We start from the raw sequence: 19,747 nt of genomic DNA, 5'->3' as shown, positions 1-19,747 counted from the left end.
AAATATGTCGGTCAGAAGACTCAATAAGCTGAAATTCATAGTCGGGTGCGCGACGGCCGCGCTCTTCGTCAGCTTGTTGTTTCCGATCGGCATCGCGGCCAAAAACAGCCTCGACAGTCCCGGGGATCAGGGCACCATCCTGATCATCGCGTCGTACAACCCGGATACCAGACGCATGTCGAGTTTCATATCCGACTTCGAACATAAGATCGCCAACGAAAACGTTCCGTTCGAAATTCTGATCGAAGATCTGGGTTGCAAAAGCGTAGCGGAAGCCAATCTGTGGAAAGACCGGCTTATCTCGGTGTTGGAGCGCTACGACAGGAACCGGCTGAAAGCCGTTATCCTGCTCGGTCAGGAGGCATGGGCATCGTTCGTCTCCCTGGACAGCTTTCCCCAGGACATTCCGTTTTTCGGATGCTACGCCAGCACGAACGGAATTCCGCTCCCGGACCGGAACCGTCCGGTTACGGATAAATGGATGCCCGAGTCCGTCGATATGATACGGCAGGCGGACAGCATCGGAAACGGGGGAGGAAGTCTCAACCGGTACGACATCGCCAAAAACATCGACCTGATCCGTTCCCTCTACCCGAACGTAGATAACATCGCATTCCTATCGGACAATACCTACGGGGGTATTTCGCTGCAGGCTTTGGTCAAGCAGGAAATGAGCAGCCATCCCGACCTGACCCTCACCCTGATCGACGGGCGGAACGGGGAGAAAAAGGCCTATGCAGCCATCGAACGGCTGCCGCGCAAATCGGTGCTGCTGATCGGCACCTGGCGGGTAGGTCAGGACGGCCAGTATTTTATGGACAATTCGCTGAAAACGCTCCTGGCCGATCAACCCCACCTGCCCGTTTTTTCGGTCAGCGGCTCGGGGATCGGCAGCGGGGCTATCGGAGGCTACATCCCCAAATACGAAAACGGAGCCAGCGAAATAGCCGGGCAAATAGCCGACTTCTATAAAAAGAAACCCCGGGCGGTACATTTCGATCCGACGGAAAACGAATATCGTTTCGACCTGCAAAAACTCAAGGAGTTCGGAATCGCGGAATATAAACTGCCGTCGGGTAGTATCGTCGTAGACACCGTAGAGGCGCGATTGCAGAAATACGAATCGTACATCCTGATCCTGATCGTTATTTTCATCGTGCTCTCGCTGTTCATCGCCTTCTTGTATTACCTCTACTACCGGAACAAAAAACTGAAAATCAGCCTGGAGAACCGGGGTAGGGAGCTCATCGCCGCCAAAGAGAAAGCCGAGGAATCGGACATGCTGAAATCGGCGTTCCTGGCGAACATGAGCCACGAAATCCGGACGCCGCTGAATGCGATCGTCGGATTCTCCGCCCTGTTGGGCGACGAATCCATTTCCGAAGAAGACCGGAACGTATACATGGGCATCGTGAACCAGAATTCAGACCTGCTGCTGACGCTGATCGGGGATATTCTCGATATTTCGAGGCTCGAGACGGGGAAAATCAGTTTCACGCTGCATCCGGAGAATATCGTCGCCATCTGTCAGCAGGTCATTTCGACGACCGCCCACGGCCGTAAAAAAGGCGTGGAGTGCGTTTTTAATCCTCCCGTCGAATCCTTTATCCTGAAGACCGACTCGCAACGCCTGTCGCAGGTGCTGATCAACCTGCTGACAAACGCCAGCAAATTCACCGAAAAGGGCACGATCGCGCTCGCATTCGAAATACAAAAAGAGCAGCGGCGGATTCTGTTCTCGGTTTCCGATACCGGATGCGGCATCCCGCGGGAACGGCAGGAACGGGTTTTCAACCGATTCGAAAAACTGAACGAATTCAAACAAGGCACCGGTCTCGGCCTGGCTATTTGTAAACAAATCGTACTGCGGTTCGGAGGGAACATCTGGATCGATCCGGAATACACTGAGGGAGCGCGGTTCGTCTTTTCGCACCCGATTGTCCCGTGACCCGTATTTCCCGTTACATAACGCTCTCTCGGAATCTGTTCTTGGGGATGATGATGATATTGATTGCCGGATACGAAAGTTCGGGGCAGATCCCGTCCGTCTATCGCCGTACATGCCTGCAGGACTCGCTGCCGGCCCTCGCAGCGCCCGCGCGGGACCAATGGGACCGGTTCACTTCGTCGCAAACCTACCGCATGACCTACGTGGCCGTCCCGCTGATCGCAGCGGGACTGATCGTGGCAGGGGAAGACTCGCATTTCCACAGCCTGCGCGACAACTTCCTGCCCTCCTTCCGACACCATTACGACGATTACCTGCAATACGCCCCCGCCATCGCCATGCTGGGGCTGAAAATCGGCGGCATACAGGGAAGAAGCTCCTGGGGACGAATGCTGGTTTCGGACGCATTTTCGGCCTCGCTGATGGCGATCGCGGTCAACACCCTGAAACACACGGTCAAAGTGATGCGCCCGGACGGATCGAACCGCCACTCGTTCCCGTCGGGACATTCGGCAACGGCCTTCATGACCGCGACCATGCTGCACAAAGAGTACGGCATGACCCGCAGTCCGTGGTACAGCATCGGCGCCTATACGGCGGCCACGCTCACCGGCCTGTCACGACAAATGAACAACAAACACTGGCTGAGCGACGTGCTGGTAGGGGCCGGCATCGGCATTCTGTCTACCGAAGTGGGGTATTACCTGGCCGACCTGATCTTCAAAGGTCGCGGGATCACGTATGCGCGACTGCCGGACAGACCTTTCGATCCGGGTTACAAACCTTCGTTTTTCGGGCTTTACCTGGGACTCAACCTGACACCGGGACGCTACGCGCTGGAAGACGGCCGCGAAGTGTCGCTTTCGACCGGAGGCACGGCAGGCGTCGAAGGCGCTTGGTTCATCACGCGCCACATCGGGATCGGAGGACGCGCGACCATCTCCAACATGCCCCTGTCGGTCGATAAAATCCTTCAGGACGAATCGCTGGACATGATCTCCGGGTACGTCGGCCCGTTTTTCTCCTATCCGCTGACCTGCCGCTGGCTGGTCGGCGGCAAACTGCTCGCCGGATATGTTCACTATCCCTCCTGTCGGCTTTCGGACATCCGGATCGGCGACAAGAACGGATTCGGGTTCGGAACGGGCCTGTCGGTCACGTTCCTGGCCAACCACAAATTCGGGATGAAATTCTCTACCGACTACGATCTCGTCACCTCCGGTTTCGTTCCACGCGGAGGAATCCGGCACGTTCTCACGCTCTGCGGCGGCGCCAGCATCATGTTCTGACACGCAGCCGGCGGACGCATCCCGCAGAAAACGTCCGTCGCCTCAACGCTCTTTAACGGCCGATACGATCAACATCATCGGCCTACGCAGCTCGTCGTTCATCCCGGCAACGGTTCTCAGCAATTTCTCGCCGGGTTCGGGCTCGACCAGCCCGGTAATCCCGAACCCTTGTCGAATCAGTCCGTTTACATAAGTAGTCAACGTTTTATGGTACTTTACGACCTGTTCGCCGAGAAAGTTCGAAACGCGCCGCCCCTGACTGAAACAACTCCGGCCAGTGCAGTCGATTACCTTGTCCGGCAATACCACTCTTCATGTCCCTGCGCCGTAAAGACCGGATGCCCGACCGAGAAAACGAACGTCCCGCCCGGACGAAGGCAGCGATACACTTTTTCACAAAGATTGTCGAACGACTCCAGGTTTCAACGAAAAAACCAAATATTTTATCGGTTAAGATGGTAATAAATCGGAAAAAAACACGTTAAAAAAACAGGATATGAAAAATATATTCCTGCAAAACGATCATTTTTCAACGGCCTCCAACGTACTGAACCATAAAAGAAAAAGCTGCATATCGCCGTATCGGTAAGAGCAACGGACCGCTAAAAACGAGAGTAAATCTTCGAAAAACGCAAAATAATTAGCATATTTGTGAAACTTTTTAACAAAAATGCAACATTTTCGATCAAAAAATAATTAGATGAAAAAAGTAATTCTGTACAGTTTGTTGACTGTTTTGTCCGTCATGTTCTACGAATGCGGTAAAAGCGAGGAAGCGCCGGGCGAAACTTACACGTTCCAGTTTTCGGAAGAAGACTGGGCGGTTCCGGTGGCCGGAGCCAACAAAAACGTTCCGCTGGAAGCGCCGGGAGAGTGGACTGCCGAAGTCGTTTACGTTTCGGGAAGCGGCAAATGGCTCAATGCGACTCCGCTGAAAGGAAAAGCCGGAAAATCCCAGATAAACCTGTCGGTCGGTAAAAACACCTCCTACGACGAAGCGCGCGAAGCGACGCTGACCGTAACCTGCGGCACCGAAAGCAAAAGCATAAAAATCACGCAGGACACCCAGGAAGGCGTCGTCATCGAACAACAACTGTTCAACCTCAAACCGGGCGACACGCTGATCGCCGTCAAAGTATCGGCAAACGTCGGATACGAGCACACGATCGACAAATCGGCCGAAAAATGGATTCTCCCGGCCGAAGCCAAATCTTCGATGAAAGACTCCACGATCCGGTTCCAGGTGCTGGCCAACGATACGGACAAAGAACGTACCGGCACGATCACGTTCTCGCCGACAAAAGGAAACGACGTCACGGTAACCGTTAAGCAGGCCTGCGAGCCGAGGCTGACGCTGCTGCAGTTGAACCTGTGGATGGAATGTACGAAAGTTCCGAACGCTTTCAATGCGCTGGTCGACCAGATCGTATCGCTGCAACCCGATTTCGCTACGTTCTGCGAACTGTACAAAGGCGGGGACGAAGCGATCATGCCCCTGCTCGTGGACGCACTGAAACAAAAAGGGCTGACCTATTACCAAAGCCGCGTGGACGGCCGCGGACTGCTGTCGAAATACCGGATTACCGAAACGCAGAAGATCAACGAATGGATGTTCAAAGGGGTCTGCAACGTCGACGGCCGCAGAATCGCCGTCTATCCCTCACATGCCAACTACGTCTATTACTCCTGCTACTACCCGCGCGGGTACAACGACGGGGGCAACAACGGCGACTGGAGCAAAATGGCTACCGGCCCGAATACGGACGTAGCCCTGATCCTGGAACGCAACCGGCTGTCCGGACGTCCGCAGTCGACCCAGCAATTCATCGACGATGCGAAAAACGAGATCGCCAAAGGCGCGCTCGTCTTCTTCGCAGGCGACCTGAACGAACCTTCCCACCTCGACTGGCAGGCCGATACGAAAGATCTATGGGACCACAACGGCTGCGTAGTGAACTGGCAGAGCTCCATGCTGATGTACGACAACGGATTCATCGACGCTTACCGCGAAACGTATCCGAACGTCGTGGATTATCCGGGGCTTACCTGGCCGGCCGATAACAAAGACGTCGACGTAAGCACGCTGGTATGGGCCGGCGATGCCGACGAACGCGACCGGATCGATTTCGTTTATTACTATCCCCGACAGGGGCTCAGCGTCGAGAAAGCCCAAATCGTAGGGCCGTCCGGCACAATCGTCCGTAGCCAGCGGGTGGAAAACGACAGCAAGGACGAATTCATCGCCCCCGCAGGAGGACACTGGCCCAGCGACCACAAAGGATTGCTGATCACGTTCAAACTGGACGAATAATCCTCCAGAAAAAACGTATCCGAACAAGCCAGTCCGTTCATTTGCGAACGGACTGGCTTGTTTCATAAAATCTTTTCTCCGGGACGCTTCGCTTTATTACCTTTGCAGCCGGAAAAACGTCTGTCGATGAAAAAGAGTCTTATTGCGCTGGCTTTCGGAACCCTGGCGCTGGGGATCGCCGAATTCGTGATGATGGGGATTCTGCCGGACATAGCGTCCGACCTGCACGTCAGCATCGCCGAAGCCGGACACCTGATCTCGGCCTACGCGCTGGGCGTATGCGTAGGCGCCCCGATGCTGATCCTGGCCCGCAAACACCCATTGAAACGCATCCTGCTGGTACTGGTAGCCGTCATCATGGCCGGAAACGTCTGTGCGGCCCTCGCCCCGAATTTCTGGACGCTGATGGCGGCTCGGTTTGTCTCGGGACTGCCGCACGGCGCTTATTTCGGGGTCGGTTCGATCGCTGCCGAAAAACTGGCGGACAAGGGGAAAGACTCCGAAGCGGTCTCCATCATGATAGCCGGCATGACGATCGCCAACCTGCTCGGCGTTCCGCTGGGTACGGCGCTCAGTTCGATGCTTTCATGGAGAGTCACTTTCCTGCTGGTGGGATGCTGGGGAATGATCGTCCTTTACTACATCTGGCGATGGATTCCGCCGGTGGAAAATCTACCGGACACGGGATTCCGGGGGCAGTTCCGCTTCCTGCGATCACCGGCCCCGTGGCTGCTCATTTTCGCCACGATGCTCGGCAACGGCGGCGTATTCTGCTGGTACAGCTACGTCAGTCCGATGTTAGTGCACGTTTCGGGATTTTCCCCCGACAGGCTGACCCTGCTGATGATACTGGCCGGTTTCGGTATGGTCGTGGGGAACCTGACCGGCGGCCGTCTGTCCGACCGGTTCACTCCGGGCCGGGTCGCCGCCGTTTCGCAGGGATCGATCTTCGTAATCTTGCTATTGCTGTTCTTCACCGCACATACGGCCTGGCTCGGCGCACTGCTGATGTGTCTGTGCACCGCAGGACTGTTCGCCGTATCGAGCCCGCAGCAAATTCTGTTGATCCGCTACTCCAAAGGCGGCGAAATGCTCGGCGCCGGAAGCGTGCAGGTAGCATTCAATCTCGGAAACGCCATCGGAGCCTATTGCGGCGGATTGCCGCTGGATGCGGGATTGGGATACCAGTATCCGGCTTTGGTCGGAGCGCCTTTCGCCCTGGCCGGTTTCGTCCTGCTGACCGTATTCCACCGCAAATACGAACGGAGTCGGTAAACCGTGCGGAAGACGAAAGATCCGTATTTGATATGTGTCTTTAATCTGTCTGAAAAAGATAAGAAACGGTCTAAAACCCTTCCGGAAGCGGGAAAGTATACATCGGCGCTTCGGTGTTCGAATTCACCATGACCAGCACCTGATTGACCGTATCTATATCGAATCCGTTCACGCGACGATTCAATTTATATTTCCGAAGCATCGTACCGTCAAGATCATATACCAATAGTTGATCAGAGCCATCCGGAACATTTTTACCTCGCCGTACAAGTTCAATCATTTCTTTACGATCCGCTCCCCGGATGACGTCCGGTACGCCTCCTTCGCCTATTATTGAAATGATCCCGTCATGCCCCTGCTTATATATCTCCAAAAGATCTCCGAGCTGGGACACGTTTACGGCTATTTTCGGTTCTTCTTGATAGGCAATCGATGAATTCCACAACGAAGTCATATATTTCTCCAATACCGATCGACGTTTTACATCGACGTAATCAGGCAACTCAACCTTTAACAAAGGCATAGTATCCGATGCAGACAGTTCAACGAAATTCCTCTCCTTCGAATTATGGATTATAAAAAGGCCCCGCGGAGTAACTTTGTAATTCAAAACGGGACTGAAACCGGTAGGATAGTATATACATGTGTCGGGGTTATCGCTTCCTTCGGCGGTAAGACAATACCCGAACGAAAGCGCCGTCGCCGGCGTGAAGATCCAATATGAAAACCAATGAATCGGCCAATCTGATTTTATACGGATAGAAGAAAACTGTTTCACGCGGCATCGAGCAACGCCTCCTCCACCTGAGTGACGGACATCATTCCGCATGAACGCATGGGAGAAGGGCTGGGCATGTACGGACTTTCGATGGCCATATCAACTGCCGTGGCACCCGCATTGGGTCTGGCAATGATGAACCTATTGCGCTTCGTTTGTAAATGGTAGAATCCGCAATTGAATCGCTATCGGATATAGGGAATACAAATGTAAGAGTTCGTTATTGCTATGAAAGCGCAAACGTGGTCGTATGCTATGTATATTCCCTCTGGCTTTAGTCAGAATAGATATTTATAAACGGCTCACGATTTTTCAGGCTTGGGCTGGCAATAGAATTTCATCTGAATCAAAGTAAATCGGATAATTCTTTGTAATTCGCGTTTTGGGTATTAAATTTAACATTGAATAGGTTAGAGTAAGACGAACGCCTCAACTTATCAAGTGGGGAGAGTATTGCCGAGCGATAGGGTTCTCCGACGGATAGGCCCGTAATCTCGTGAACATGCGGCCCGTCCGTTTTTCCAGTAGTCTATATTCAAGCGAACACTCCCAACATTTCGATGCAGAAAATGCCGAAGCGAGGCTCACAAAGGATGAGAAAGGCCCCGGAGGGTTTCAACTGTTCATCGACCAAATACCGATTCTGAGATGGTTCCGGCAAAAGGCGAAAGAGTTTTTGGAGCATATCGGAATCAAGATCAAAGACCGCGAGCAGGGTCGGGGAATGGGGATGAAATAAATCCTAAACCCGGCATTTCATTAATATATTAGACAAATTTTCGTATATTTACCGCGATAAACCAATTAATTAAAGGCGAGCCTATGGCATAAACGGAAATATACAAGACATAAAATATAAAAAGCGTTAGCTTTTATTCTTGCTTCTGAAATTACCACTTTTAAAGCGATCAAGAGTAAAGTTAATGCCTGCGGAAACGTGGGCTTTACTCATTTATTTGATCGCAGGTTGTGGTAGACCTCAGAAGCAGATAAAAAGGTACTGTCCCACGTCTTTTTATGTGTAACTAAAACTCCGCCGGGGGACGGGCGGAAATGATTTATACAAATGAAAAAACATCTGTTTTTATTGATGCTTTCAACGGCGATTCTTGCCGGTTGCAGCAAAAACGAAGGCGGAGAAGGCGAGCCGTTCACTCCGCCCGCACAGGAACAACTTACGCAAAACGCCTATGCCGATAACGAGAGTACGGGCGGCGGCTTTTCTTTCACGGCCAGCGCCCCCTGGACGGCGACCGTGAACGAAGTGCAGGCGCAGGCTTCGGCATTGGCATCCGTACAAACAAAATCCGTTACACGGGCTGCCGACAACAACGGCAATAACGTAGTCTGGCTGAAACTCTACAACGGCGACAAGGAGGCTTATAGCGGCGGGGCCGGGACGATTACGCTCCGCATCGAGATCGACCAGAACTATACGGGAGAACGGCGCGAGGCGACGATTACCATCCGTTCGGGCAACAACACCTTTACCGTAACGGTCGTTCAGGAGGGAACCAAGCAAGACGGCAGCGAGAACGAGCCGCCGGTCAAAGTGACGAAGATTACCCTCGACAAAACCGAACTTTCGTTGGATGCAGGAGCTAAAACGACGCTGACCGCCACCGTAGAGCCTACCGACGCCACGATCAAATCGGTGGTATGGTCGAGCAGCAACCCTGCCGTTGCGGACGTAAATCCCGTAACCGGCGAAATCACCGCGATAGCCGACGGAACGGCGACCGTTACGGCTACCTCTTCCTCTAACAAAGAAGTGTCGGCCTCTTGCGCGGTAACGGTGGGCAACGACGAACCTGTCGTACCCGATCCCTCGAGCTACGCTCTTGTCAGCCGGATCGAACGCACGGTAACTTATTGGAATCAACTCCCCACTTCGGATCACGATGAAGAGGAGGCGACCTATACGTTCGAATACGACGACCATAATCGCGTTTCGTCATATACGATCGACATCCGCCCCACCAACGATCCGGAAGGTTCGAGCCAACTGGTCAGCAACATCGACTACTCGGCACCGGATCGTCTCCGCATCGAGGATCGGTGGTCGGACGCCGGAACACAAACCTACGACGTCCTGCTGAACGACAAAGGATACATCCGACAGGGCAAATCGCATCCCTATTCCCATGACGAAGATAATTATGAGTTTTACACCTATGAGATAGAATATAACGACGAAGACCGTATCTCGCGCGTCGCCTACTCCAATACGTGGAACACGTATACCTATAAAGACGGTGTGCTGTCGGGCGGTTCCTATTCCGACGGAGCTCAGCCGGACGAAGTGTCCGGGTTCGAGCAATATTTCAACCAGACGCCGAACGACAAGTTGAATCTGGACATCAATATGCTCTTTTTACCGGATATGCTATTGGAAGAAACCGAAGACGGAGAGGTGCCGGGCCGGCTCGGGCGCTTGGCTCTGCTGCGCCTGGCGGGTCGCGGTATGGACCGTTACACGACAATATTTACCGGATGGAGTGACGATGAAGAAGCCTCTGTCGCTACTCCTGGCTATCCGGAGCCCAATGTGAAGGTTCATAAGAGTTACGAATACTACACTTATGTCGAGGACACGGAGGAGCGCCTGGATTACGTCTTTAACGACGACGGTACGGTCGCTTCGGTCACAGCACACGCAACCGTGGCCAAAATCAAGCATGAATACGACATCGTGGTAGGTAATGAACCCGTCCATCCCGAATACCCTGAAGCAGGATATAAATACGAGATCAAAAACAGAAAAGATACCGAACTGGATCGCGGTACGAATTCGGCCGTCTATTCGTTTACCTACCGCTAATTTCTTGTATAACTAAAGAAGACAGACTACGATATAACTTTTTAATCTATCTTTTAACGATACGCAAATTATATGAAAGAGCATCCCTCCGAATGTGGGATGCTCTGATTTTATGTGTTTGCCATTGCGGAGCAGTTAATACGAGGTAAAAGCATAAAAATATCTGCACGGATTCCCGGAAATTCACTATCGTTTATGAATCTATATTCTTTTAATTTTGTCCATATTTCTTTACTCAGATTCGGGATTGTAAATGCTCCCAGCTATTGTCATACCCTTTTTGATGATTGCTAAGTGATATTATCACGGAAATTGTCCTATCTGTTTTTAATTCCATCAAATAAAATGCCGTACAAATTTAAAACAAAGCCGCCTCACAGTGCACTGTGAGGCGGCTTTGTCGAGGTCTGAAGCGGATTCGAACCGCTGTAGCAGCTTTTGCAGAGCTGTGCCTAGCCACTCGGCCATCAGACCCTTTCGGGAGTGCAAATATACGATAATATTTCATACGCCCAAAATTTTACAGGACTAAATCTCCCATTTTCATACGGATATTCCTTTAAGGTGTGCTGCTTTTGTTCGGAAACGGATAAAACGTACCGCGAAATATAAAATCGATCTCGGCACCTTTCGCAACGAAGCGTGGCGGACATTCGGCCGATATGAACTTTTTCGCCGTCCAACACAGGGAGAACACAACTGGAGATCAGCCGGTAATTGTACTGTTTCTCTTCTCTGCCCGATTTACTTTGTGACGGCATGTTTCAATAAACGATTCCTGCATCCATCGCTTACCACCTGATGTAATCATTTCATTATTTATTTTGGACTTTTTGTGTTTCAGGGAGTAGTAAAGCGTGATTTAGATCCGGTCTCTGTTATTCAATACGTTTCTCGGTATGCCGGGAAACGGTGAAAATTCAGCAAGTACAACCATAATCATACCTTGTGCGCCTGGGCGACGTTGCCCAGAAAAATCAAACGAAATATGATAATAGGTTATTTACGGGTAAGCACCGGGAAACAGAATCCGGGCAACCAGCAGGACGAGATCCGGCGTTTCGCCGAGAGTCGGAATTGGATCGTAGACAACTGGGTTACGGAAGTGGCCAGTGGCAGCAAACGGGAACAGGACCGCAAACTTGGGACTTTGCTCCGTAAGATGAAACGGGGTGATACGCTGATCGTAACGGAAATCTCGCGCCTGAGCCGGACGCTCACGGATGTGATGGCGATCATGGGCAGGTGCCTGCAAAAGGAGATCAATCTTTACACGACCAAAGAGGGTTACACATTCGACAACAGCATTAACAGTAAAGTGCTTTGTTTTGCATTCGGATTGGTCGCCGAAATCGAACGCAACCTGATCTCGATGCGCACCAGAGAGGCGCTGGCCCTACGCAAAGCCGAAGGCGTGGTGCTTGGCCGCAGAAAGGGCAGTTATACGAAGTTCAACGTGCTGACCGAGAATCGGCAGCACGTTATCCGGATGTTGCATCAGGACAAATCCGTCACCGACATATGCAAACGTTTCGATCTCTCGCGGGACACCTTCGATAAATTCCGCCGGAGCTACCCATCGGTACAGCAAGCTCTCCGGGAGAAAGAAATGCGACGGGTACGGCGTTTCCGCAGCAATCGCTTACAAACGCTTACCTGAGCGTGGTATTTCAAGAGCCCGAAGATACAACTTCGGGCTTAATTCTTGGTTATCTCGTGGTATATGAATAAAAGGAGGTGTAAACCTAAAAAGCAATGAAACATACTTTTGGCAATTTGTTGTGTGATATATATTTGCAATATTTATTTGGAAATCGTTTCTAATTTCCGTAAGTTTGCTGTTGTAAACCAACTTCCTGACGGCTGAAAAGGGCCTAACTCTGACCGGGGAGGGTACGATAGACAATACTTCGGAGGACAACAGCGACCTGGGTAACGGCTACCAGAAATCGCTGATCCATGTCATGGGCGGAGAGTGCGTTATCGACGGCGTTACCCTGGATTAACGACCCCGAATACCATTGGCATGGAAACTCATCAACGGGGCATCCTTACAATAGTGCGGCAATCGCTTATTGGAATGATGCGAATGTAACCATAAAGAACGCCAGGATCATTTCGGGCGAGTTCACCGTCTGCGGTATGGGACGCGACGTCGCCAGCGGAGAGATCACCCTTGTTGACAGTTATTTCGAATCTACTTCCTCAAATAAGGATAACGGTACGCACTGGGCTTACGCAATGCGTCTGTTCGGCTCGAAAGTAAGAATCGACGGTTGCGAGGTCAAAGGCATTCAGGGCGGCATCTCCATTGAAAGTTGTCAGGATGCGGTCATCAGCAGTGGCAAGTATTACACGGTAAATACGCCGGGGCAGATAGATGCCTTTTATGCGTTATATATAACCAACGGCGCGAAAGTCACGATTACGGGCGGAGAGTTTTCCGCAGCCAATGACCGGTCCGGGGGGGGTTGCAGATCGAGGGAACGAGCGCTGTCGTGTCGGGCGACAATGACGTTGATCTGCCGACCGGAAGCGTAATTCTCAAAGGCGGTAAATTCAGCGGCAAAGCTTATAACCATACAACCTCGGTCGTTTACGAACCGGCCACGGGTTACAAGTGGCAGACGATCGAAGGCGGTGGCGATTTGAAATGGGAAGTTGTCGCCGAATAAGGCAGGGGGTCAAGTTGGAGTGACCCAAACCCGATAAAACACCGATTACCCGATAGGGGTTAAACTATGTACACAAACAAAACAAAAGCGACTGTTATGTCGCTTTTGTTTTTTACGCCCTTAAATTTTGCGAAAACGAGTTGTCAAAACGATATTCAACTTTCGTTTCAATTGATTGCACCTTCGTGCATCACGCCCCGTTAGACGGCTACCGCACATAGCGCTCCTTTATCGAAAAAGAGTAATCCTGTCCGGGAGACGCTGCCGTCAGCCGACCGATGAAGCGATCCGGCGCAGCATACGGCGGATGATGATCCGATGAAACGGCCGGATCAGTGCGAAATAGATCCGGCCGAGCCGGTTATGGTATTGCACCGCCGTGGAAATACTGATTCGCCGCACCCCGTCGGGACGGGGGAGCACGCTGAGCGAGACCGTAAAGATCAAATGTTTATCGTCATTGGACAGTACCGCTTCCCGCTCCGATTCTTCGACGATCGCTTTCCGGAAAACACGGGATTCTCCCGTCTTCAAACCGAAAGGCGCAACGAGCGCATTACGGATTTTCATCAGCCCGTTCACCCAGCGCGGAGTATCGGAGAAAACGGATTCCAACAGTTTCCCGGGACGCAATTCCGCATCGGAGCTTACGTCGAGACTGTAAGAGTCCGAATAATCGGCCCGGATCGGTTCGGCGGAATCCGCATCGGAATACATGCTGAAAAAATTTAAAAACGCGGTTTGAGAATTTCGGAATACAGCACGGCCATTTTCGGATCGAAACCGCCCGGAAACGCCCTTTCGGAAGAAGCCGGTTCCGGCTCCGTAGCAAGCTGCGGAGTAGGGGAATTCCCCTGATCCGCGGTAGACATCGGCTCCGGCGCGTTATCTCCGACCATGTCGTCGTACGAAAAGACCGTACGGTTCTCGAACGCTTCGATCGCCTCGTCGTCGTAAGACAGCATCTCCGTCGGCAGCGCGTCCGCATCCGGAACAGTCCGCTGCACCGGACGCGAATCGGCCGCAGATTCCGTATCGGCTCCGCCCCCTTTTTTAAGTTCGCGCATCAGGTCGTCCCACGGAGAATCGGACGGAGCGGTATCCGCCTGCTCCTCGCTTTCGGAAACCGGTTGTTTTTTCTTTTTCGCAGCGGAAATTATTGCGAAGACAGTAATCAGAAGTACCGGAAGCAACTCTTTCAGATCCATAGCTATTCGATTTTATTTTCCACCCGGTTTACCTGCTCGACCCCCTTGATCCGGATCACCTTGTCGATAATCATCTTCAGATCCTTGATATTTTTCACATAGAGGCTGATCCGCCCTTCGAAGATACCGTCGTGGCTCTGGATATGCAACTCCCGGATGTTTGTGTTCAGCTCGCCGGTAATCACCTGCGACAGTTCCATCAGGATCCCGATCCGATCGATTCCGCGCAACTCGAGGATCGACAGGTAGGACATCGCCTTGTGGCTCGACCAGGTGACCGGCGTCAGACGATTGCCGTGCTGGGCAGCCAGTTTAATCAGTTCGTTGCAGTTTTTCTTGTGAACGTCGATCTTGTGCGTATCGGGATTGCTGTAACCGACAACTTCGTCGCCCGGAATCGGATTGCAACACGGGGCGATCTCGAACTCCGGATCGTCCGCATCCTCCGGCGATGCGCCGTCAATTACCTTTTTCCCTTTTTTCTTATCGTCGCCTCCGAGGAACTTGAATGGATTCGGTATCTGCAACGTCCAGAATTTCAAAATCTTATTGGCAGGATTGTCGCGCAGGATCTTTTCGATCCCGTCCAGTTTCAGGATGCCGGCCCCCAACTTGCTGTAAAACTCGTCCTTCGTAGCGCAGTCGTAAGCAGGCAGCACTTTCCGGAACACGCGGGCACTCGGCACGATGCCGAACTCCTTGAGCTTTCCTTCGAACAGCACGATCCCGTTAGCGATGTTATTGAGATTCTCCTTTTTCAGGAAAACCATGATCGACTGCTTGGCCTTGGTCGTAATCACATGATCGAGCCATTCGGCCTTCGGCTTCACATTTTTCGACGTGATGATCTCGATCTGGTCGCCGCTGCTGATCGGTGCGAAAATCGATTCGATCTTCCGGTTGATCTTGGCGCCCATCGCGCTGTTGCCGATCTTCGTATGAATCTCATAAGCGAAATCGAGCGCCGTAGCGCCCTGAGGCAATGTCCGCGAATCGCCTTTCGGCGTAAACACGACGATCTCGTAGGTATAAAGGCTCAGTTTGAAATTGTCGAGGAATTCGACGGCATTGTCCGTCGGGCTGTTCAGCGCTTCGCGCACCTGCTTCATCCAACGGTCGAATTCGCCTTCCTCCTTCGACAACTCGCCCGATTTGTACTTCCAATGCGCGGCGAATCCCCGCTCGGCAATCTCTTCCATCCGCTGCGAACGAATCTGCACCTCGACCCACACGCCGTCAGGCCCCATCACCGTGGAGTGCAGGGCCTCGTAACCGTTCGCTTTCGGAATGTTCACCCAGTCGCGGATCCGATCCGGTTTCGGCTTGTAAATATCGGTTACCAACGAGTAGATGTGCCAGCACTGCGACTTTTCGGGAATCAGCGGCGAAGGCCGGAACACGATGCGAATCGCGAAGAGATCATAGATCTCTTCGAAAGCGATATGCTTGCGCTGCATTTTGGCCCAGATCGAATAGATCGACTTGACGCGCCCCGATATTTCGAAGTCGATATCGTTGCCCTTGAGCTTCTCGATAATCGGCTGACTGAATTTTTCGATAAATTTCGACCGGTCGGCTTCGGTTTCCTGGATCTTGGCTTCGATCTGCCGGTAATCTTCCGGGAAACGGTATTTCAACGACAGATCCTCCAGTTCGCTTTTGATCGCGAACAACCCCAGGCGGTAAGCCAACGGAGCGAACAGATAGATCGTTTCGCTGGTGATTTTCATCTGCTTATGCGGAGGCATCGATTCCAGCGTACGCATGTTGTGCAGCCGGTCGGCGATCTTGATCAGGATCACCCGGACGTCGTCGGAAAGCGTCAGCAGCATTTTGCGGAAATTTTCCGCCTGCTCCGAAGCGCTGGTTTTGAAAACGCCCGACATTTTGGTCAGTCCGTCCACCATCAGCGCGATTTTGGGTCCGAAACGGCTTTCGATATCCTCCACCGTATAGTCGGTATCCTCGACGACATCGTGCAACAAGGCCGCGATCACCGACTTGACGCCGAGGCCGATTTCATCCACGACGATCCGGGCCACCGCCAGCGGGTGCACGATGTAAGGCTCCCCGGAACGGCGGCGCACTCCCTCGTGAGCCTCCTTCGCCAAGAAAAAGGCCCGTTTGATCAGATCCCTGTCATATTCATTTTTACAGATTTTGGCACAACTCCGCATCAGTTTGTCAAACTGCTCGCCAATCATGCGTTCATCTTCCTGCGAATAACCCATCAATCTCCCGTTTTACATACGCCGACATCAATCCCTTGCCCGCCGAGGACAAGACAAAACATGTTTTCGGGTACGCCCCGGACGGAATCAGGCTGTGTCTCCCGCCGGCCGTACCGCACCCGCGCCCGCTAACCGGCGGCGGCAAGCGCTTCGCGCACTTTGGCCTCCACCTCGGCCGCAAACTCAGGATCGGCCTTGAACGCCTCCTTGACGGCATCGCGCCCTTGTCCGATCTTCCTGTCGCCGTAAGAAAACCACGAGCCGCTCTTCTTGATAATTCCCTGATCCACTCCCAGGTCGATGATCTCGCCGATCTTCGAAATTCCTTCGCCGTACATGATATCGAATTCCGCTTTGCGGAACGGGGGAGCCAGTTTGTTTTTCACGATCTTGACACGCGCCCGCGCGCCCATCTGTTCTTCTCCGTCTTTGATCACCGAAGCCTTGCGGATATCGACCCGGACGCTGGCGTAAAATTTCAGCGCATTACCGCCCGTCGTAGTCTCCGGATTCCCGTAAACCACGCCGATCTTATCGCGAAGTTGGTTGATGAAAATACAAACGGTTCCCGTCTTGCTGATATTGGCCGTCAGTTTACGCAAAGCCTGCGACATCAGTCGCGCCTGCAACCCCATTTTCGATTCGCCCATCTCGCCTTCGATTTCGGCCTTCGGCGTCAGCGCGGCGACCGAGTCGATCACCACGATATCGATGGCGCTCGAACGGATCAGGTGGTCGGCGATCTCCAGCGCCTGCTCCCCGTTGTCGGGCTGCGAAATCAGCAGGTCGTCGATATCCACGCCGAGCTTCTGCGCATACGTGCTGTCGAAAGCATGTTCCGCGTCGATAAATGCGGCGATTCCGCCCGCTTTCTGGGCCTCGGCGATCGCGTGGATAGCCAGCGTGGTTTTACCCGACGATTCGGGGCCGAAAATCTCGATAATACGTCCTTTCGGATACCCGCCGATCCCGAGCGCATGGTCGATCGTTACCGACCCGGACGGGATGACCGGGACTTTGTCGACCGCCCGGTCGCTCATTTTCATGATGGCGCCTTTCCCGAAATCCTTCTCGATCTTATCCATCACGGCGCTCAATACCTTGAGCTTCTCAGGATTCACCTGAGGCTTCTCCTTTTCTGCCATATTTTTTCGTTTAGTAGTCTTGTTTCAAATTTTTCCGGTTTTACTGGTAAGCTTCGACGATCTGTTCGAAGTGATCCTTCGTCCGCACTTTATCGAAAATCTTCTCGATCACGCCCTGTTCGTCGATCACGAACGTCGTCCGCAGAATCCCCATGAACGTCCTTCCCATAAACTTCTTCTCGCCCCACACGCCGTAGGCTTCCGCGATTTTTTTGTCCGTATCGGCCAACAGCGTAAAATTCAACCCCTGCTTTGCGATAAAGCCCTGGTGCGACTTTTCGCTGTCGGGACTCACGCCGACCACTTCGAAGCCCATTCGCCGCAGCGTATCCCGTCCGTCGCGCAGGCTGCACGCTTCGGCCGTACAACCCGGCGTATTGTCCTTCGGATAAAAATAAAGGATCAACTTGCGGCCGCGGTAATCGGCCAGCGTTTTCATATTGCCGTCCTGATCGACCGCTTCGAAAGCCGGAGCGGGATCTCCCGTTTTCAGTTTTGCCATTTTCTTTCGCATTTAAAAATTCCGGTGCCTATTGTTCGTAAAGATACACATTTCCGGGAAAGTCAAAAAGTTTTTCCGGTCAAATATAACGCCAGAAAAACTTTTCACCGCGTCGCCCGCTACGGAGCGCACCTTTTTCCGAAAAGCGCTACGACCGCGCAAGCACCTTCTTCTCGATCTCCTCCACCTGGTGGCAGAACACCTTGTCCGTCTCCATCAGATTCGAAATCGCCTTGCAGGCGTGCAACACCGTCGCATGGTTCTTGCCGCCGATCGCCGCGCCGATGGTCGTCAGCGGAGCCTTCGTGTGCTGCTTGCTCAGGTACATCGCTATCTGGCGCGCTTGCGCGATCTCGCGCGTCCGTTTCGGAGAATTAAACACCTCCGCACTGAGTCCCATGTATTCGCAAACGACCTTGCGGATATGCTCGATCGTGATTTCCCGCTGATTGAACTGCACGTATACTTTCAGAATTTCGCGGGCCAGCGTGATCGAAATCTTCTTGCCCAGGAACGAGGCATTGGCCACGAGCGACGAAAGCGCCCCTTCGATCTCCCGGACATTGGCGTTGATATTCTCGGCCAAGAACTCGACCACCTCCTGCGGCACCTCCGCATTCAACTTCACGGCCTTGTTACGAATGATCTTCACCTTGGTTTCGTAATCGGGCTGCAACAGTTGCGTGGAAAGCCCCCATTTGAAGCGGGTGATCAGCCGCTGTTCGATATCTTTCAGCTCGACGGGCGGTTTATCGGAAGTCAGGATCAACTGCTTGTTCGACAGGTGCAAGTGGTTGAAAATATTGAAAAAAGCGTTCTGCGTCTTATCCTTCCCAGCCAGTTCCTGAATATCGTCGATAATCAGGACGTCGAGCATCTGATAGAAATGAATGAAGTCGTTCAGTTCCCCCTTCAGCGCGGCGTTCTGGAACTGCGCCTGGAATTTGTTCATCGACACGTACAACACCTGCATCTGCGGCTTGCGCTGCTTGATTTCCATGCCGATCGCCTGCGCGATATGCGTTTTTCCCAACCCCGAATCTCCGTAAATATATAAGGGATTGAAAGGCGTATTGCCCGGATTCACGGCCAGCGACAGCCCGGCCGAACGGCAAAGTCGGTTGCATTCGCCCTCCACGAACGTATCGAACGTATAGTTCGGATTCAACTGCGGGTCGATTACGATCCGGCGAATCCCCGGAATAACGAAAGGATTCTTTATATTTGTCGTATCGGACTGCGTGACGAACGTATTGATGGCCGTCATGTCGGCATCCGTCACTACGGTAGGAGCGCTCTGTTCGGTACGCGGCACGGCATAACGCAGCTTGGTCTTCAAGCCAAACATCTGGTGAATGATCGGACGCAAAAGCGGAATAAAGTGTTTTTCGATATGGTACACATAACTTTCATTAGGCACCTTCAGTTTCAAGGTCACCCCGTCAAAATCAAGCGGCACGATCGGCTTGAACCATTTGGCGAACTCCTCGTCGGAGGTATGCTCGCGGATACGGGTCAAACAACTTTGCCACACATCACCGTATGTCTGGTTATTAACTATCAT

Annotated in this window: 15 protein-coding genes and 1 tRNA gene; 7 read left to right on the top strand and 9 right to left on the bottom strand. The window is 52.6% G+C overall.

All coding sequences use genetic code 11. The features are described 5' to 3' along the window. Window positions 1-4: 4 nt before the first annotated feature. Both GFH31_RS00080 and GFH31_RS00075 read left to right on the top strand, forming a co-directional pair. A complete protein-coding gene (locus tag GFH31_RS00080) occupies window positions 5-1,948 on the top strand; it encodes a sensor histidine kinase (protein ID WP_101571587.1) in 1,944 nt (647 codons plus the stop codon). 47 nt (window positions 1,949-1,995) lie between these two features. After that, window positions 1,996-3,237 (top strand): phosphatase PAP2 family protein, encoded by a 1,242-nt coding sequence (locus GFH31_RS00075; RefSeq protein WP_125147158.1) that lies wholly within the window; start codon window positions 1,996-1,998, stop codon window positions 3,235-3,237. A gap of 42 nt (window positions 3,238-3,279) precedes the next feature. On the opposite strand, the gene GFH31_RS12995 is transcribed toward GFH31_RS00075, so the two are convergent. After that, complete coding sequence (locus GFH31_RS12995) at window positions 3,280-3,438, bottom strand: hypothetical protein (RefSeq protein WP_153498025.1); 159 nt, start codon at window positions 3,436-3,438, stop codon at window positions 3,280-3,282. Between the two features lie 499 nt (window positions 3,439-3,937). Between GFH31_RS12995 and GFH31_RS00065 the strand changes: the two genes are divergently transcribed. Continuing rightward, on the top strand, window positions 3,938-5,548 hold the full coding sequence (locus GFH31_RS00065; protein WP_055204024.1) for a BACON domain-containing protein: 1,611 nt from the start codon (window positions 3,938-3,940) through the stop codon (window positions 5,546-5,548). A gap of 126 nt (window positions 5,549-5,674) precedes the next feature. Then, a complete protein-coding gene (araJ, locus tag GFH31_RS00060) occupies window positions 5,675-6,823 on the top strand; it encodes an MFS transporter AraJ (RefSeq protein WP_101570746.1) in 1,149 nt (382 codons plus the stop codon). A gap of 70 nt (window positions 6,824-6,893) precedes the next feature. Here the strand turns inward: araJ and GFH31_RS00055 are convergent, their stop codons facing one another. Further along, window positions 6,894-7,289, bottom strand: coding sequence for a hypothetical protein (locus tag GFH31_RS00055; protein WP_147387395.1), 396 nt, complete (start codon window positions 7,287-7,289; stop codon window positions 6,894-6,896). A gap of 1,378 nt (window positions 7,290-8,667) precedes the next feature. Here GFH31_RS00055 and GFH31_RS00050 point away from each other — a divergent pair. Next, a complete protein-coding gene (locus GFH31_RS00050; RefSeq protein ID WP_153498024.1) occupies window positions 8,668-10,422 on the top strand; it encodes an Ig-like domain-containing protein in 1,755 nt (584 codons plus the stop codon). A gap of 403 nt (window positions 10,423-10,825) precedes the next feature. Here GFH31_RS00050 and GFH31_RS00045 read toward each other — a convergent pair. After that, a tRNA-Cys gene (locus GFH31_RS00045) sits at window positions 10,826-10,896 on the bottom strand. A gap of 514 nt (window positions 10,897-11,410) precedes the next feature. Between GFH31_RS00045 and GFH31_RS00040 the strand changes: the two genes are divergently transcribed. Together GFH31_RS00040 and GFH31_RS12830 are read left to right on the top strand one after the other, a co-directional pair. Then, window positions 11,411-12,082 carry a recombinase family protein gene (locus GFH31_RS00040; protein ID WP_153498023.1) on the top strand — a complete coding sequence of 224 codons (672 nt, stop codon included), beginning with the start codon at window positions 11,411-11,413 and terminating at the stop codon, window positions 12,080-12,082. A 482-nt stretch (window positions 12,083-12,564) separates the two neighbouring features. After that, window positions 12,565-12,963, top strand: a complete 399-nt coding sequence (locus tag GFH31_RS12830; protein WP_228385772.1) for a hypothetical protein — start codon at window positions 12,565-12,567, stop codon at window positions 12,961-12,963. Between the two features lie 401 nt (window positions 12,964-13,364). Here GFH31_RS12830 and GFH31_RS00030 read toward each other — a convergent pair whose 3' ends face one another. The 6 genes from GFH31_RS00030 to dnaA all read right to left on the bottom strand — a co-directional run bounded on the left by GFH31_RS00030 (window position 13,365) and on the right by dnaA (window position 19,747). Beyond that, window positions 13,365-13,814, bottom strand: a complete 450-nt coding sequence (locus GFH31_RS00030) for a DUF2867 domain-containing protein (RefSeq protein WP_153498022.1) — start codon at window positions 13,812-13,814, stop codon at window positions 13,365-13,367. Between the two features lie 11 nt (window positions 13,815-13,825). After that, window positions 13,826-14,305, bottom strand: coding sequence for a hypothetical protein (locus GFH31_RS00025; RefSeq protein WP_101570769.1), 480 nt, complete (start codon window positions 14,303-14,305; stop codon window positions 13,826-13,828). 2 nt (window positions 14,306-14,307) lie between these two features. Beyond that, entirely contained in the window at window positions 14,308-16,536 is a 2,229-nt protein-coding gene (locus GFH31_RS00020) for a RelA/SpoT family protein (protein WP_101570771.1), read from the bottom strand. Between the two features lie 128 nt (window positions 16,537-16,664). Next, complete coding sequence (recA, locus tag GFH31_RS00015; protein WP_055203983.1) at window positions 16,665-17,681, bottom strand: recombinase RecA; 1,017 nt, start codon at window positions 17,679-17,681, stop codon at window positions 16,665-16,667. A gap of 40 nt (window positions 17,682-17,721) precedes the next feature. Next, on the bottom strand, window positions 17,722-18,183 hold the full coding sequence (gene bcp / locus GFH31_RS00010) for a thioredoxin-dependent thiol peroxidase (protein WP_055204532.1): 462 nt from the start codon (window positions 18,181-18,183) through the stop codon (window positions 17,722-17,724). A gap of 148 nt (window positions 18,184-18,331) precedes the next feature. Continuing rightward, the gene (gene dnaA, locus GFH31_RS00005) at window positions 18,332-19,747 is read right to left on the bottom strand and encodes a chromosomal replication initiator protein DnaA (RefSeq protein WP_055204531.1); all 1,416 of its coding nucleotides are present in this window, start codon (window positions 19,745-19,747) and stop codon (window positions 18,332-18,334) included.

The sequence above is a fragment of the Alistipes sp. dk3624 genome (assembly GCF_009557455.1).
Classification (GTDB): domain Bacteria; phylum Bacteroidota; class Bacteroidia; order Bacteroidales; family Rikenellaceae; genus Alistipes_A; species Alistipes_A hominis.
Note: the sequence above shows the minus strand (reverse complement) of the source record. Positions and strands in the feature narration are given on the sequence as shown.

Bases quoted from the DNA above. Each gene is read 5' to 3' on its own strand.
- GFH31_RS12830 (WP_228385772.1), top strand. From the start codon at position 12,565: ATGGGACGCGACGTCGCCAGCGGAGAGATCACCCTTGTTGACAGTTAT.
- GFH31_RS00050 (WP_153498024.1), top strand. From the start codon at position 8,668: ATGAAAAAACATCTGTTTTTATTGATGCTTTCAACGGCGATTCTTGCC.
- recA (WP_055203983.1), bottom strand. From the start codon at position 17,681: ATGGCAGAAAAGGAGAAGCCTCAGGTGAATCCTGAGAAGCTCAAGGTA.
- GFH31_RS00030 (WP_153498022.1), bottom strand. From the start codon at position 13,814: ATGTATTCCGATGCGGATTCCGCCGAACCGATCCGGGCCGATTATTCG.
- bcp (WP_055204532.1), bottom strand. From the start codon at position 18,183: ATGGCAAAACTGAAAACGGGAGATCCCGCTCCGGCTTTCGAAGCGGTC.
- GFH31_RS00080 (WP_101571587.1), top strand. From the start codon at position 5: ATGTCGGTCAGAAGACTCAATAAGCTGAAATTCATAGTCGGGTGCGCG.
- GFH31_RS00040 (WP_153498023.1), top strand. From the start codon at position 11,411: ATGATAATAGGTTATTTACGGGTAAGCACCGGGAAACAGAATCCGGGC.
- araJ (WP_101570746.1), top strand. From the start codon at position 5,675: ATGAAAAAGAGTCTTATTGCGCTGGCTTTCGGAACCCTGGCGCTGGGG.
- GFH31_RS00025 (WP_101570769.1), bottom strand. From the start codon at position 14,305: ATGGATCTGAAAGAGTTGCTTCCGGTACTTCTGATTACTGTCTTCGCA.
- GFH31_RS00075 (WP_125147158.1), top strand. From the start codon at position 1,996: ATGATGATGATATTGATTGCCGGATACGAAAGTTCGGGGCAGATCCCG.
- dnaA (WP_055204531.1), bottom strand. From the start codon at position 19,747: ATGATAGTTAATAACCAGACATACGGTGATGTGTGGCAAAGTTGTTTG.
- GFH31_RS00020 (WP_101570771.1), bottom strand. From the start codon at position 16,536: ATGGGTTATTCGCAGGAAGATGAACGCATGATTGGCGAGCAGTTTGAC.
- GFH31_RS00065 (WP_055204024.1), top strand. From the start codon at position 3,938: ATGAAAAAAGTAATTCTGTACAGTTTGTTGACTGTTTTGTCCGTCATG.